This window comes from Vibrio sp. Isolate30, assembly GCF_022397975.1.
Classification (GTDB): Bacteria; Pseudomonadota; Gammaproteobacteria; order Enterobacterales; family Vibrionaceae; genus Vibrio; species Vibrio fortis.
Genome location: NZ_JAKEUS010000008.1, coordinates 42,205 through 57,233, shown reverse-complemented (window position 1 = coordinate 57,233; position 15,029 = coordinate 42,205). Strand labels below are relative to the sequence as shown.

Here is a 15,029-nt window from a genome sequence, read left to right as displayed (position 1 = left end):
AATCAATCAAATCAACTTTTACGCATAATTGCGTAAAAAGCTCACGACTCGACTTCATCCTCTTCTTCTTTGCGTACGTAGAAACGAGCAAAAAATAAGCCCACTTCAAACAAAATACACATTGGAATTGCGAGTAGTGTTTGAGAAATCATATCTGGCGGCGTCAGCATCATACCGATAACAAATGCACCAACCACAATGTACGGACGTTTCTCTGAAAGCGACTTCGGATTGGTCGCTCCAGTCCAACAAAGGAGGATGATAGCCACCGGCACCTCAAAGGCGATACCAAAGGCTAAGAACAACGCCAACACAAAATCTAGGTAGCTAGAGATGTCTGTCGCGAACTCAACCTGCCCTAGTGAGATAGTGGTAAAGAAAGTAAATACCAACGGAAATACCACAAAGTACGCAAAGGCTACACCACAATAAAACAGCAAGGAGCTCGATGCCATCAACGGCATGATCAGGCGTTTCTCATGCTTATATAAGCCCGGCGCAACAAAGGCCCAGACCTGATACAAGATAAATGGAACGGCGACAAAAATAGAGGCAACAAGCGTTAGCTTCAACGGCGTAAAGAACGGTGAAGCAACATCGGTTGCGATCATAGTTGCCCCTTCTGGTAGACGCTCTACCAAAGGAGCCGAGACAAACTCATAGATGTCATTGGCAAAATAAATCAGCCCTAGAAACACCACCAATACGGCAACAATGGCACGCAATAGGCGATTACGAAGCTCTAGTAAGTGACTGATTAAAGGCTGTGTCTGCTCAGTCGAAGACATGTCAAACCTCTTAATAAGGACGATCGAAAAGGAGCCGCACGTATACTTATCAGTTCAAGTACTTCGCGACTCCTCCTTGCGAGACTATTCGGCTTTTTTATCTGGCGTAGCTGATGCCTCACTGTTGATCTGAAGTGATTCATGATCCGCAGTCTCAGTGTGACTCGTTTGAGCCTCACTTGGCTTATCAGACTCAGGCTTAGCGTATGGACGCTGAACTTCAGCAGCAGCCTGCTTTAGTTCATCCACCGACTTTTTCAGCTCAGGAGAGAGATCTTCCATCCCCATTTGCTCAGCCTTACGCAGGTTTTCTTGCAGTTCTTGCACCTTAAGCTCATGTGAAAGCTCATCTTTCACACTATTCGCCATGCTTTTCGCAGATCCAATAAACTTGGAAACACTACGAATTGCCACAGGCAAACGCTCAGGCCCTAAAACAACTAACCCGACGACAGATATTAATACCAGTTCCCAAAAACCGATATCAAACACGACTTACGCCTGCTCTTTGTCTTTCTTAGTTTCAGCAGTTGCGTCAGTCTTCTGCTGTTCAATGTTTTTTGGTTCAAAGTCTGCATCTTTCTTTGCAGGCTCTTCATCATTCATTGCTTTCTTGAAGCCTTTTACTGCTGAACCTAAGTCACCACCCATACCGCGTAGCTTCTTCGTTCCGAACAGCAAGATTACGATTACAGCAATGATTAGAAGTTGCCAAATACTGATTCCACCCATTGTCATTGTCCTCGGGTCTGTCTACAAAAAAATTATTAAGAAAGTCTACCGCTTAACGGCGGTAAGCTCGCCAACTTAGCAGCCAAAATGTGACACCTGCAATGCCACAGCCCATAGATAGCTGCTGATAAGGGCTTGAAACTAATATTGCGGAGCATACGACTAAAGTTGCTCCAACGCCAAACAAAAATTTACCTGTTGCCTGCTGACGCTTGCTTTCTCTATAACCTTGATAAAGCTGATCCATTCTCTGGTTCATCGCTTTACCTTGGCGCAAGCTATCGTAGAGCAGTTCTGGCAATTCTGGCAGCTTCTCTGCCCAGAAAGGCGCTCGGTCTTTTACAGCATTTATCACTGCTTGCGGACCGACTTGGTTCATCATCCAAGTCTCTAAGAAAGGTTTCGCCGTCTCCCACAGATCGAGCTGCGGATAGAGCTGACGACCTAACCCTTCAATGTACAACAAGGTCTTCTGCAGAAGGACCAGCTGCGGCTGAACCTCCATGTTAAAACGCCTTGCCGTATTAAATAAGTTTAGCAACACATGGCCAAACGAGATCTCACCCAAAGGCTTTGCAAAGATCGGCTCACACACCATGCGAATCGCGAACTCGAAATCATCAACGTTGGTGTCGTGTGGCACCCAACCCGAATCGACATGCAGCTCAGCCACTTTGCGATAGTCTCGGTTGAAGAAAGCCAATAAGTTTTCTGCCAAGTAGCGCTTATCTTCGCTGTTTAGCGTGCCAACAATGCCGCAATCTAGGCCAATCCATTGTGGATTGTCTGGGTTCTCAGGGTTTACGAATACGTTCCCTGGGTGCATGTCAGCGTGGAAGAAACTGTCTCGAAACACTTGAGTAAAGAACACAGAAACACCGCGTTCTGCCAACAGCTTCATGTTGGTACCGTTGGCTTCGAGCATTGGGATATCCGACACTTGAATACCGTAAATTCGCTCAGAAACCATTAAGGTTTCACTGCTCAGATCCGGCAACACCTCTGGAACATACAGCTCTTCACTGCCTTCGAAGTTACGACGCAGCTGAATCGCGTTCGCTGCCTCACGGCGCAGGTCGAGTTCATCAAGTAGCGTTTTCTCGTACTCTTTAACAACTTCAACCGGTTTTAAACGACGTGCTTCAGGAAGCGACTTGGCGACTATACGCGCCATTCGGTGCATCAGTTTTAGATCTGCATCAATCACAGGGTGAATATCAGGGCGAATTACCTTAAGTACCACCTCGCGACCGGAATCTTTGAGTTTTGCGGTATGCACCTGTGCGATGGATGCTGATGCCAATGGCTGGATATCAAAATCCGTAAACCAGTTATCTAAACTGCCGCCCAAGGCTTTTTCCATATCGCGCTTTGCCAGCTCACCATCGAATGGAGCAACTTGGTCTTGCAGCAAGGCTAACTGATCAGCAATGTGCGGAGGGAACAGATCGCGTCTCGTCGACATCATCTGCCCAAACTTAATCCACACAGGGCCAAGCTCTTGCAGTGCTAGGCGCAGGCGATGACCCAATTCTTTATCTTGATGGCGATTTTTGAGCCAAAACAGAGACTTTCTTGCCAGCAACGGCGCTTTGGTCAACTGGTGCTCGGGCATCAATTCATCTAAGCCGTACTCCAACTGTACCTTAATAATATGATAAAGACGTTTCAGTTCTGTTGGAGTCATGCTTTCTCCAATAGAGCATTCAATTTGGCTTCAAGGCGTGCTGCGGCACTTTTTACATCATCAACCTGATCACAGAAGTGCGCGACCTCTAATGGTGCTGGAGCAATCTTCCACTCTTCAGTTAGAACTTGTGCGAAGTGATTTTGGTGTTTATTGGCTTGAGATGCCACAAAGCCACCGACGTTCTTCACGCCTTGCACCAAAGTGTGTGCCACAACATCACCCGTCACACGTGATAACCACTCTTCTAGATCTGGTTTGCAGTCTGTCATTAGCTGAGCAAACTTCTGCGCCAATTGAATGTCACCTTCAAGAATCAGCTTGTCTTGCTTGATCAGCTTAGTGATGTTCGATTGCTCACGCAGCTCAGGAAGGACAGATAAATTCAGAGATAGGTAACAGTCAGGCTGCCCTTCGTAATCCGCTAAAACGTCTATCTGTTGGCTAAACACAAATGTCAGTGTTTTATTGAGCTCTTTGAGATTCACCTGAATGATCTGGCCCTTTAAACGCGATAAACGACGCACCAAGTCTGGATCGTCGTTGACGAGAGTATTCAAAGAGGTTTCGATAACCGCAGTTACTAGTGGGTCAAATGGCATGACTGTCCTTACCTTTGAAAACGGATAAGCCGAAACCTATCCGTTGTATCTTATTATTCGTTGTCGATTTTACTTGGGTTCTGTCTTAGAACTTGTAACCGCGGTGCAGCGCAACAATGCCGCCGGTTAGATTGTAATACTTGGTATTTTCAAAACCTGCTTCTTGCATCATGCCTTCTAGCGTATCTTGGTCTGGGTGCATACGAATCGACTCTGCAAGGTAGCGGTAGCTGTCTGCATCATTTGCGATGATCTCACCCATTTTTGGCAATAGGTGGAATGAGTAGGCGTCGTACACTTTTGAAAGTGGCTCAAGCACTGGCTTAGAAAACTCTAATACCAATAGACGACCGCCCGGCTTCAACACGCGGTACATTGAGCGTAGAGCCTTATCTTTATCTGTCACGTTACGTAAACAGAAGCTGATAGTGATGCAATCGAAGTAGTTATCTGGGAATGGCAGCTCTTCTGCGTTCGCTTGAACGTAGTGCACGTTGCCAACAATACCGCTATCACGCAGCTTGTCACGACCTACGTTCAGCATCGAGTTGTTGATGTCAGCAAGGATGACATGACCGTTTTCGCCCACAATGCGCGAGAATTTTGCAGTTAGGTCGCCGGTACCGCCACCAAGGTCTAGAATGCGTTGACCAGGGCGAACGCCACTGCAATCAATCGTAAAGCGCTTCCATAGACGGTGAACACCACCCGACATCAGGTCATTCATAATGTCGTACTTCGCGGCTACAGAGTGAAAAACCTCTGCAACTTTCGCAACTTTCTCTTCTTTTGCGACTGTTTCAAAACCAAAGTGTGTGGTTTCTGATTCTACTGCTGTATTTGTTTGCACACTGGTGTCCGTCATGCTGTTCTCTACCCTGGTAAGTCCTCAACGGCAGCGCAATAAGCCTTTGAGCGCGCTGCGGTCGATTAGTTTACTTTATCCTCAGCGGGTTGTCTTTCTACTAACGAGGCATTTTCTGAAAAAGCCTCGTTTTGCGCGAGCTCTGTCAGACTCACAGCAATCGGCTTCTTCACTTCAACCCCCAACTGTTTAAAGCTCTCGGCTTGACGAATCACATTACCTCGTCCAGTTGCCAGCTTATTCATGGCTCCTTGATAACTTTGGTTGGCTTTATCAAGTGCGCCACCAAGGCCTTCCATATCATCAACGAACAAGCGCAGCTTATCGTACAATTTACTTGCACGTTCGGCGATGATCTGTGCATTTTGGTTCTGGCGTTCATTGCGCCACAGGTTATCAATGGTACGCAGCGCCACTAACAAAGTGGTTGGGCTAACAAGAATGATGTTTTGCTCCATCGCATCTTTGACTAAGCTTGGGTCTGCTTGAATCGCCACTTGAAATGCAGGCTCTACCGGAATAAACATCAATACATAGTCGAGGCTCTGAATGCCTTTTAGTTGATGATAATCCTTCTGACTCAAACCTTTGATATGCGCACGCAGTGAGACCAAGTGATCTCGCAATGCAACATCGCGCTCAGCATCATTTTCTGCATTGAAGTAACGCTCATACGCCACCAAAGCCATTTTCGAATCCACCACCACTTGTTTGTCTTGAGGTAAGTGAACAATCACATCCGGTTGATAGCGCTTGCCCGCTTCGTTTTGTAGATTGACCTGAGTTTGATACTCATGCCCTTCTCGCAAACCAGATTCCGCCAATACCCGAGCCAGTACCACTTCGCCCCAGTTACCTTGTTGTTTATTGTCACCTTTAAGCGCTTGAGTCAGGTTAACCGCTTCTCGCGTCATGCTTTCGTTTAATCGTTGCAGGTTTTTAAGCTCATGAACCAAGGTGTGACGCTCTTTAGCTTCTTGGCTAAAGCTGTCATTGACCTGCTTCTTAAAGCCCTCTAACTGCTCTTTGAGTGGAGAAAGCAGTCCTTCAAGGCTCTGCTTGTTCTGCTGATCGACCTTCGCAGTTTTGGCTTCAAACAGTTGGTTAGCCAGATGTTCAAACTGCTGCTTTAAACGGGTTTCCGCTTGCTCCAATAGTTGCAGTTTTTCATGGTTGGCGAGGTTCTCTTGATCGTGACGAGCTTCTTGCTCACGCAGCTCAGCTTCAAGTTCAGATTTTTGATCTTTAAGGATATTAATCTCATCAAAGTATTGTTGACGCTCTTGTTTAACCGCTTCGAAATAGCGCAGCTTCTCCATCGCGGCCATGACCTTACCGTGAGCTTGTTTAAGCTCGAAGGCGGCTTTATCACGCTCATCATCAAGTTCATCAAGCTCTTGCTGCGCCTCTGCCAACGAGGCTTTGAGCTGCGTGGTTTGCGACTCATGCAACTGACGATCAGATTCCAACTGCTGCTCTAATAGCTGCTGTTGAAATGAGAGTTTCTGTTTAATCCACCAACCGACGAGGCTCCCGCTGATCACCGCGGTTGAAGCGGCTGCGATAAGGGTCGTTTGGTGCTCGATAATCCATTGCATGGTAGTAACTTAGCCTAATTGGAAATAACTCATTAAATGGTATTTTGATACTGGATAAATGTCCAGTTTGCCGTATTAAATTTCGACAGATAGACTAGGCGTCCGTATTCTATCCTATTCAACTTGATGAGCTTTTATGAACGAACGTCGCGCCCTCGGCTTTGGCCTTTCCGCGGTACTACTCTGGTCAACGGTAGCCACGGCCTTTAAGCTAACCTTAGCTGAGTTTTCACCGATTCAAATGCTGACCATTGCCAGCGTTGTCTCTTCGATTGCTCTGATTGTTATCTGTTACTTCCAAGGCAAGCTTTCTCAACTCTCTACGACTTTTTTTGCTAACCCTTGGTACTACTTGCTGCTCGGCCTCGTCAACCCACTGGCTTATTACCTGATTCTTTTCAAAGCCTACGACTTACTCCCAGCCTCTCAAGCTCAGGCGATCAACTACAGCTGGGCGATCACCTTAACTCTAATGGCGGCTGTATTTTTAGGGCAGAAGATTCGTAAACAGGACTGGGTAGCTTGTACCTTCAGCTACTTAGGTGTGGTTGTGATCGCGACCAAGGGCGACGTGTTAGGGATGCAGTTTGATAGCCCACTCGGCGTTGGTTTAGCACTGCTATCGACACTTCTTTGGGCAGGTTACTGGATCTTAAACACCAAAAACAAAGCCGACCCTGTGGTGGGTGTACTGCTTGGTTTCTTGGTGGCGCTACCATTTGCGATTGGCCTAACCATCTATGAAGGCGAAAGTTTTACTCAAATAACCACCAAAGGCTGGATGGCAGTAACCTATGTTGGCTTGTTCGAGATGGGGATTACCTTTGTATTATGGCTTTCAGCACTTAAATCCACCAACAACACAGCGCGCATCAGTAACCTGATTTTTGCCTCACCGTTTATCTCATTGATGCTACTCGCGACCATCATTGGTGAAGAAATTCATCCATCCACTTTATTCGGTTTGGTACTGATCATTACCGGTTTGGTGATACAGCAACTCAAGCTATCTAAGGGCAAAAGTGCCTAAATGGCTCGAACAGTCGCGAAGTTGATAGAAATGATAAAGAAAGGCCCTCGTTATGAGGGCCTTTTGACAAGTGGGGGCAGGAGTCAACAATCAGTATTTTGCTAAGATGTCCGCAATCTCTTTGTTGGTGTTCGCAGCGATGATGGCATCAATATCATCATCGTTTTGGAACAGCTCAGAGAGCGCCATGATTGTTTGAATGTGGCTGTCTGAGTCCATCGCCGCTAGAGTAATAGAGAAGTACACTTCACCATTGTCTTCCGACTCAAGGTCAACACCGTTCTTAAATACGGTGACCTGTAGACAAGCTTCATTGACACCATCTTCAGGACGCGCGTGTGGCATCGCAATCTTTGGCGCCAGCACATAGTAAGCACCGATGTCTTTGTGTTTCTGTTGAATCGCTTCTAGGTAAGATTTTTCTACCTTGCCGTTCTCAATCAATTTTGAACAGGTAACCTCTAGCGCAGCGTCAACCGACAAGTTTTGTTCTGTTGAGATAACAATGTTATCGCCTGTTAGCTTTAGAATACTCATGACACAATCCAACCTAGAATCAGACCAACAACACCGAAGTCAAAATCAGCAAACGTTGTAGCTTCAAGTCCCATACCACCTAGCACTGGAAGCAGTAGCATTGGTAGGAACGAAATACATAGACCTTGAGTAAAGGCGCCTAGCACCGCGCCACGTAGACCACCCGTCGCGTTACCATAAACACCCGCTGCACCACCTACGAAGAAGTGAGGAACCACGCCAGCCACAATGATTGTCCAATCGAACATGCCTTGGATAGCCATTGCAATCAGACCCGCTGCAAATGAAGACAAGAAACCAATCAATACCGCATTAGGCGCCACTGGGAATACCATCGGGCAGTCAAGCGCAGGACGAGCACCCGGAACCAGTTTGTCAGAGATACCTTTGAATGCTGGAACAATCTCAGCAATCAGCATCTTCACACCTTGCAGAACAATGTACACACCACCGGCAAATACAAGGGACTGCATGAAGGTAAATACAATCCAGTTTTGACCACCAGATACGGTTTCAACGAATGTTGGACCTGCAAAAATTGATGCGAACATGAAGAAGATCGCCATCGTTGTTGCAACAGCTACTGGTGTATCACGAAGGAACATCAGGCTTTTAGGCACGTTGATATCTTCTGTCGACTTCGATGTATCACCAAACTTACTACCAATGTAACCAGACACTAGGTAAGAGAAAGTCGAAAAGTGCCCCATAGCGAGCTGATCGGTACCCATCACCTTTTCAGTGTATTTCTGAGCAAGAGCCGGCATGATCACCATCAGAGAACCGACAATCACTGAGCCCATCGCTACCAGTAACGTACCTTGGATGCCACCCGTTGACAGGATTACTGCGACTAGCATCGACATGAACATAGTGTGGTGACCAGTTAAGAAAATAAACTTAAGCGGTGTAAAACGAGCCAGTAAAATATTCACAACGAAAGCAAAGAACATATTCAGAGCCATTTCATAACCGAAAGCTTCTTGTGCTAATGCAACAATTGCTTCGTTATTTGGAATAACACCACTTACACCAAATGCTTCAGTAAATACGACTGAGAAATTATTTAATGCACCCACAAGAGCGCCAGCACCGAAACCTAAAATTAGGAAACCCATTACAGTTTTAATCGTGCCTTTTAATATGGTAGAAACGTCTGCTTTTTGAGCAACCAAGCCAATAAAAGCAATTAATCCGACCATGATTGCTGGCTCTTTTAATAAGCCAAGCATGAACTCAAAGAAATTAGCCATTATTTACTTCCTTACATGAAAGTTTTTAGTTGCTCTTCAATTGAAGCCTTATCAAAGATATTTGCTAGGCTTACAATGTTTGTTTTACCCGCTTCAGATAATTGATTTGCTACATCCGTTGCTGCTACCCAAATATCAGCCGTGCTTGATGCCGCAGAAGATAAATCTTCATGGTCAACTTCTGCCTCTAAACCAATTTTACCTGCAACTTCTTTAACCGCCATTTCCATCATTAAAGAAGTACCAAGACCATTTCCGCACACAACCATAATCTTTTTCATAATATAAATCTCTGTAGGGTTTTAATCAGGAAACTATATTGTCTCCGTTTATTTGTTGATAAGGATAGTATCGAAAAGACCCAAAAACAGAATAGATCACCATCACAAAACCAAAATGACCTTGTGATGCAGATCTCATTAAAATAAAGAAAAAGACGATTTAATCGTCGATACTACTTAAGAGTGAAGCGGTGATTTTATATAAGCTTGAAGAATATTATAAGGTGAGATATAAAATGTGATCTGGGTATATGATAGGAGTTCAGTATTAATCTTGTGCTTATTTCCCGTAATCGGTAAGCATTTTTTTAAGCAGGCTATTAACGTCTTTGGTCTTTTTATTTCTTTTAGTGAGTGCACTCAATGAAGTTGGCATTTTAGGTGATTCTTTATCAGAAATAACCTCTTCCTCGCGATCTCGCATTTTCTGCACCGCAGGAAGGAGCATGCGAACTTCTTCACCTTCTTTATTTACCATTACTACGATATTTCCAGACTCTACCGCTGTAATCGTTAGCGTGCCATGCTTAGGTGATTGAACTGTTTCGCCGACTAATGTGGATTGAGGTGGAACAGAACGGTCGGATAATTGGCCGCTACGTAGCTTAGCTGCCGTAATAGCACGAATATTACCTGTATTTTCAAACGCAACGATAACTGTATGGGTATTGTAGTATTCGATAACGGTGACGTAGCCATGATTCTTTGTATCAAATCTAGCACCTATTTGCATATCGAGCGGTGCGTCCATTTTCTTAATTTGCATTCAGCAATACCTATTACGTCCGTTTGTTAACTCAATAAATTATATACGCCATTATCGTCATATTAAATCATATTTCTTCTGTTCTAAGTCAAATATATCACACTAACTCTGGTCAGAACTTGAAATACCTATTATTAAATAATGAGTTGCGAGGGTTATTGGATTAGCTAAAGTTATCATTTAAGAAGAGGGAAAGGGAATGAGGCGACCAAAGAGATGAGTAAAAAACCATGCTATGGATCTTACTCATCGCTTCAATTTGTCATGCAACTACACGTTTGGGCTGATTATCTAACCGCTATACCCACTGCCCAGCCGCAAAGCCAGAACTCCAACACCACTGGAAGTTATAGCCTCCCAACCAACCGGTCACGTCCATCACTTCACCAACAAAGTACAGGCCAGATACCGTTTTACACTCCATGGTTTTCGACGAAAGATGATCGGTATCGACACCACCTAATGTTACCTCAGCGGTGCGGTAGCCTTCAGTACCATTCGGCGCGATCTTCCAGTTTTCTAAGTGCTCCGTAATTGCTGCCAATTGCTTTTCGTTGAACTGCTTTAGAGGCTTATCTTGCAGCTCTTTACGCTCGATTAACGCTTCAACCAGACGCTTAGGTAGCACTTTCGCCAGCGTATTCTTCAAGCTTTGATTTGGATGCTTCTCGCGCGAGCGTTCAAGCAGCTCAGCCACATCCGCTTCAGGCACTAAGTTAATCGAAACCGCTTGACCCGCTTTCCAGAAAGACGAAATTTGCAGAACAGAAGGGCCTGATAAACCACGGTGAGTAAACAGCAGCGCTTCTTTGAACAAAGTGCCATCTTGCGCGGTGATCTCTGCAGGAATCGCAATGCCAGACAGCTCAGCGAAATCCTCTTTATCTTCTTTATGCAGAGTGAAAGGCACAAGACCTGCGCAGGTTGGGATCACAGACAAACCAAACTGTTCAGCAATTTTATAGCCGAACGGTGTCGCACCCAGCTTAGGCATAGACAAACCACCAGTGGCAACCACTAAAGATTCGCACTCAACCTGCTCGGTGTTCAAATGAAGCTGAAAGCCTGCTTCTGTTTTCTCTATCGAATGAACGTCGCAACGATAGCGCTGCTGAACACCCGCATCGTTACATTCGGCAAGCAGCATGCTCACAATATCTTTCGCAGTATGATCGTTTACACAGAACAGCTGGCCGTGATCGCGCTCTTCAAACTCAATGCCGTATTTGCTCACCATAGAGATGAAGTCCCAGTTGGTGTACTGAGAAAGCGCTGATTTCACGAAGTGGCGGTTGTTACATAGGTAGTTATTCGCAGACACGTCATAGTTAGTGAAATTACAGCGACCACCGCCCGAGATCAAAATTTTTCGACCCGGTTTCTTGGCATGATCGACCACCAGCACGCGTCGACCTCTTTTGCCCGCTTCAGCGGCACACATTAGGCCAGCGGCGCCTGCGCCAATTACGATGACATCAAATTTTTCACTCATTGTGTTCTGCTTTATCTTACCCAGTCATCACTCAGTACTTCCTATACTGGTGACGTTACCAATAAAAAAGGATGTGCGTTATCAGCACATCCTTACTCGTTGCCCGCTATTCTAGCGTCAAATTTTAACTTTGCAATTGCCTACGTTGCGTTCAATAAAGGACGCAATCAAGTGGGAATGCGGAGCATTCTATTTTCGATACGCTTTGGCTATTACACCAAAAATGCCGCCAGTAGGGTTACGCCTAAAAGCGAGACCGACAAAATGAATAACTCTCTTACTCTATCGCATTTACCCGTAAATACCGGGTCATGGTGATGGTGGTACTCTTTGCTCTTGATATAGCTGAATAGCCTCACCTGCTTGGTCACGTTGCCATGGGTCGTGAAGAAACCACCACCATCGACTTGTTGATACAAAAGCGGGTGCGCTTCGCGCATGATATAGATGAGTTTTCTGAGTGCCGTAACATAGCGAGCCAAATTCACGCAGGTTACAACCATCAATGCAAATAGAATCGTATCGCCACTGATCATCCTTTCCTCCCTACATCCTCACAGGGCGCTCAAAAGAAAAAGACAATCAGAGCTTTTTCTTACAGCTTATACCGCTGCAGGAGCATCCATAATTGAAGATGAACCATCTTTTGCCAATTGCGCTAAGTCTTTATCGATGAAGAATAGGGCTTTACCGTCTTCACCAACAAGTTCTAGCTTGTCCAGAATACCTTTGAATAGCTTCTCTTCCTCGTGCTGCTCAGCGACATACCACTGCAGGAAGTTAAAGGTAGAGTAATCTTGTGTGCTGAAAGCAACGTGAGCCAGTTTGTTGATCTTCTCAGTGATCATCTGCTCATGTTCGTAAGTCTCGCGGAAAACAGCACCTAGGCTCTCAAACTCATGCTTTGGTGCTTCAATCGCACCTAAAATAGGCATTGCACCTGTTTCACTTACGTAAGTGAACAAACGCTGCATATGTTCCATTTCTTCCACTGCATGAGCGCGTAAAAACTCTGCTGCTCCTTCAAATCCTTTATCTTCACACCAAGCACTCATTTGTAAGTATAGATTGGATGAGAAAAATTCTAGGTTAATTTGCTCATTCAGTTGTTCAACCATAGTTGTAGACAGCATTTACGTCTCCTAATTACGCCTTCGTTTTCCCTACTATATCACTATTTTATGAATATCTCGCAGGCTATTAGTTAACCATTGTTTCGGCATGGTTTTACGCAAGAGAGTGGATATGAGATCACTTCAGCAAAAAAACACCTGCCTTAGTGCTAATCTTTAGTTAGACAATGAGTAAGGAGATAGCGGTATGAGTTACAAACATATTTTGGTCGCCGTCGATTTATCTGACGACAGCAAACTGATCGTAGACAAAGCAGTCGCACTAGCGAAACCGCTGGATGCCAAAGTCTCTTTTATCCACATCGATATCAACTACGCAGAGCTCTACACAGGGCTAATTGATATCAACATGGCGGAAACCCAGCACAATGCCATGGAAGCTTCTCGTATCCAGTTGAGCAACTTTGCTGAGCACGCACAATACCCGATCACCCATACCTTAGTGGGCAGTGGGGATCTCAGCCATGAACTGTGCGACACCATTAAAGAGTACAATGTTGACCTTGTAGTTTGCGGCCACCACCAGGATTTCTGGAGTAAGCTGCTGTCATCAACTCGTCAACTGATCAACGCCACGCCTGTCGATATGCTGGTCATTCCATTACGGGATCCGGAAGACTAATTCGTTACAGTTGGGTAACATAAGCGAATACTTTCACAATGAACTATTGTTATGCGTTATTTAGTTGGTGTTACCCTTCTATGGGCCTTCTCATTCAGCCTGATCGGGGTTTATCTCGCGGGTCAGGTTGATTCATGGTTTTCAGTCTGGATGCGTGTCGCGCTTGCCGGACTGGTATTCCTTCCTTTCTTGAAATTTCGAGGCATTTCAAAAAAACTGATCGCGAAACTGATGACCATCGGTGGTATTCAGCTTGGCTTGATGTACTGCTTCTACTATCAATCATTTCTACTGCTGTCGGTACCAGAGGTGTTGCTGTTCACCGTCTTCACCCCGATTTACGTCACTCTGATTTATGATTTCTTGAAAGGCCAGTTTTCGCCGTGGTATTTGGTAACGGCCGCGATCGCAGTAGCGGGTGCTGCTTTCATTAAGTTCGCGGGCGTGAATGACAACTTCTTGATGGGTTTCCTTGTTGTTCAAGGTGCTAACCTCTGCTTTGCCATTGGTCAGGTTGGCTACAAAACCCTTATGGAACAGGAATCCGTTGAGCTCCCTCAACATACTATTTTTGGCTACTTTTACTTGGGCGCGCTGTGTGTAGCGTCGGTTGCTTTCTTACTATTGGGCAATCCAGATAAGCTACCAACCACGTCGACTCAGTGGGGCATCTTAATTTACCTTGGCTTGATCGCTTCTGGTCTGGGCTACTTCTTCTGGAACAAAGGTGCAAGCATGGTCAACGCTGGCGCACTAGCCGTGATGAACAATGCATTGGTGCCAGCGGGCTTGGTGGTAAACATCCTAATTTGGAACCGCGACGTCGACCTGACAAGGTTGTCGATTGGTGGTGCGATCATCTTGCTGTCTCTGTGGGTCAACGAAACTTGGGTTAAAAAGCGTGTTGAGCAGAGCCTGAATAAAGCTTAAGAAGCAACAATCAAAAAGAGCGACCTAAGGTCGCTCTTTTCAATTCAATTCTGTTTTAGGCTCGCTGCCCTAGTGAATATGACTCACTTTTGAGGCTGCATTCACGGTTAGAGCGGAGCTATCGACTTGCAGGTTAATGCCTTCCAGCTCGCTCTGCAGCTTGCGGCTTTTTTTGTACAGCTTTTGCTGCTTTTTGATCATCTTAGCCAGCTTTTTGTTGTACTTCTTCTGCTTTTTCGCCACTTTCTTCGCGCGTTTTAGCTCACTCTTATCCAGCAGTTCAGAAGAAGGTGACAGTTGTGTATCCATGACCTGAATCGCTGGTGCTTTCTTAGCCTGTAGCTTTTGAGCTTGTATCTTCTTAACGACAAGTTGCGACTTGCTGTTTGAGGCACTCTTAGCAGGTGAGGATAAGTTTAGAGATTCTTGGCTAAGCGCATTAGCTGGCGCTAAGGTCAGTGTTTCAGCAAGCAGACCACACGCTACCTTTTCGCTATCTGGCTTGCTTTGGCAACTCGCCGGTGGAATCGCTGCGGGCTTACATAAATTCGCTTTATCGGCAGACGAGCGAGCACACGAACGGCACACAAATTTAGGTTCACTCACCAAGCGGTGAATTTCGCCTAGGTGTTCAGTAATGTCTCGACGATTTAACTTACAAAAGCGTTTAGCCATGCTACAACTCCAGCTAAGAATAATAATAATTCTTAGTT

General features: G+C 45.4%; 18 protein-coding genes. 3 read left to right on the top strand and 15 right to left on the bottom strand.

The window, feature by feature from the left end:
• Positions 1-41: 41 nt before the first annotated feature.
• From tatC to rmuC, 7 genes are all read right to left on the bottom strand, one after another.
• Positions 42-788 (bottom strand): twin-arginine translocase subunit TatC, encoded by a 747-nt coding sequence (gene tatC, locus L1D60_RS17205; RefSeq protein ID WP_239842188.1) that lies wholly within the window; start codon positions 786-788, stop codon positions 42-44.
• Positions 789-872: 84 nt separating this feature from the next.
• Positions 873-1,280 (bottom strand): Sec-independent protein translocase protein TatB, encoded by a 408-nt coding sequence (tatB, locus tag L1D60_RS17200; RefSeq protein WP_032551068.1) that lies wholly within the window; start codon positions 1,278-1,280, stop codon positions 873-875.
• A gap of 3 nt (positions 1,281-1,283) precedes the next feature.
• Positions 1,284-1,520 carry a Sec-independent protein translocase subunit TatA gene (tatA, locus tag L1D60_RS17195; RefSeq protein ID WP_239842187.1) on the bottom strand — a complete coding sequence of 79 codons (237 nt, stop codon included), beginning with the start codon at positions 1,518-1,520 and terminating at the stop codon, positions 1,284-1,286.
• 52 nt (positions 1,521-1,572) lie between these two features.
• A complete protein-coding gene (ubiB, locus tag L1D60_RS17190; RefSeq protein ID WP_239842186.1) occupies positions 1,573-3,207 on the bottom strand; it encodes a ubiquinone biosynthesis regulatory protein kinase UbiB in 1,635 nt (544 codons plus the stop codon).
• Positions 3,204-3,809, bottom strand: coding sequence for an SCP2 domain-containing protein (locus tag L1D60_RS17185; RefSeq protein WP_032551061.1), 606 nt, complete (start codon positions 3,807-3,809; stop codon positions 3,204-3,206). Before L1D60_RS17185 ends, ubiB begins: the two co-directional genes overlap by 4 nt.
• Positions 3,810-3,894: 85 nt before the next feature.
• Positions 3,895-4,674 (bottom strand): bifunctional demethylmenaquinone methyltransferase/2-methoxy-6-polyprenyl-1,4-benzoquinol methylase UbiE, encoded by a 780-nt coding sequence (gene ubiE / locus L1D60_RS17180; protein WP_239842185.1) that lies wholly within the window; start codon positions 4,672-4,674, stop codon positions 3,895-3,897.
• A 65-nt stretch (positions 4,675-4,739) separates the two neighbouring features.
• Positions 4,740-6,272 carry a DNA recombination protein RmuC gene (rmuC, locus tag L1D60_RS17175; protein ID WP_239842184.1) on the bottom strand — a complete coding sequence of 511 codons (1,533 nt, stop codon included), beginning with the start codon at positions 6,270-6,272 and terminating at the stop codon, positions 4,740-4,742.
• 136 nt (positions 6,273-6,408) lie between these two features.
• Between rmuC and L1D60_RS17170 the strand changes: the two genes are divergently transcribed.
• Positions 6,409-7,302: a DMT family transporter gene (locus tag L1D60_RS17170; RefSeq protein ID WP_239842183.1), complete on the top strand. Its 894-nt coding sequence runs from the start codon at positions 6,409-6,411 to the stop codon at positions 7,300-7,302.
• A 90-nt stretch (positions 7,303-7,392) separates the two neighbouring features.
• On the opposite strand, the gene L1D60_RS17165 is transcribed toward L1D60_RS17170, so the two are convergent.
• The 7 genes from L1D60_RS17165 to ftnA form a co-directional block, all read right to left on the bottom strand.
• A complete protein-coding gene (locus tag L1D60_RS17165) occupies positions 7,393-7,839 on the bottom strand; it encodes a PTS sugar transporter subunit IIA (RefSeq protein ID WP_239842182.1) in 447 nt (148 codons plus the stop codon).
• Entirely contained in the window at positions 7,836-9,092 is a 1,257-nt protein-coding gene (locus L1D60_RS17160; RefSeq protein ID WP_239842181.1) for a PTS ascorbate transporter subunit IIC, read from the bottom strand. The genes L1D60_RS17165 and L1D60_RS17160 overlap by 4 nt, the downstream gene beginning before the upstream one ends.
• 11 nt (positions 9,093-9,103) lie before the next feature.
• Entirely contained in the window at positions 9,104-9,373 is a 270-nt protein-coding gene (locus L1D60_RS17155) for a PTS sugar transporter subunit IIB (RefSeq protein ID WP_032551053.1), read from the bottom strand.
• Between the two features lie 280 nt (positions 9,374-9,653).
• A complete protein-coding gene (locus L1D60_RS17150) occupies positions 9,654-10,124 on the bottom strand; it encodes a hypothetical protein (protein WP_239842311.1) in 471 nt (156 codons plus the stop codon).
• 313 nt (positions 10,125-10,437) lie between these two features.
• A complete protein-coding gene (locus tag L1D60_RS17145) occupies positions 10,438-11,631 on the bottom strand; it encodes an NAD(P)/FAD-dependent oxidoreductase (RefSeq protein ID WP_239842180.1) in 1,194 nt (397 codons plus the stop codon).
• 212 nt (positions 11,632-11,843) lie between these two features.
• The gene (uspB, locus tag L1D60_RS17140) at positions 11,844-12,167 is read right to left on the bottom strand and encodes a universal stress protein UspB (RefSeq protein WP_032551050.1); all 324 of its coding nucleotides are present in this window, start codon (positions 12,165-12,167) and stop codon (positions 11,844-11,846) included.
• A 66-nt stretch (positions 12,168-12,233) separates the two neighbouring features.
• Entirely contained in the window at positions 12,234-12,764 is a 531-nt protein-coding gene (gene ftnA, locus L1D60_RS17135) for a non-heme ferritin (RefSeq protein WP_032551049.1), read from the bottom strand.
• 187 nt (positions 12,765-12,951) lie between these two features.
• Between ftnA and uspA the strand changes: the two genes are divergently transcribed.
• Positions 12,952-13,386: a universal stress protein UspA gene (gene uspA, locus L1D60_RS17130; RefSeq protein ID WP_239842179.1), complete on the top strand. Its 435-nt coding sequence runs from the start codon at positions 12,952-12,954 to the stop codon at positions 13,384-13,386.
• A 51-nt stretch (positions 13,387-13,437) separates the two neighbouring features.
• Positions 13,438-14,316 carry a carboxylate/amino acid/amine transporter gene (locus L1D60_RS17125; protein WP_239842178.1) on the top strand — a complete coding sequence of 293 codons (879 nt, stop codon included), beginning with the start codon at positions 13,438-13,440 and terminating at the stop codon, positions 14,314-14,316.
• Positions 14,317-14,385: 69 nt separating this feature from the next.
• On the opposite strand, the gene L1D60_RS17120 is transcribed toward L1D60_RS17125, so the two are convergent.
• Positions 14,386-14,991 carry a hypothetical protein gene (locus L1D60_RS17120; RefSeq protein ID WP_239842177.1) on the bottom strand — a complete coding sequence of 202 codons (606 nt, stop codon included), beginning with the start codon at positions 14,989-14,991 and terminating at the stop codon, positions 14,386-14,388.
• Positions 14,992-15,029 lie beyond the last annotated feature (38 nt).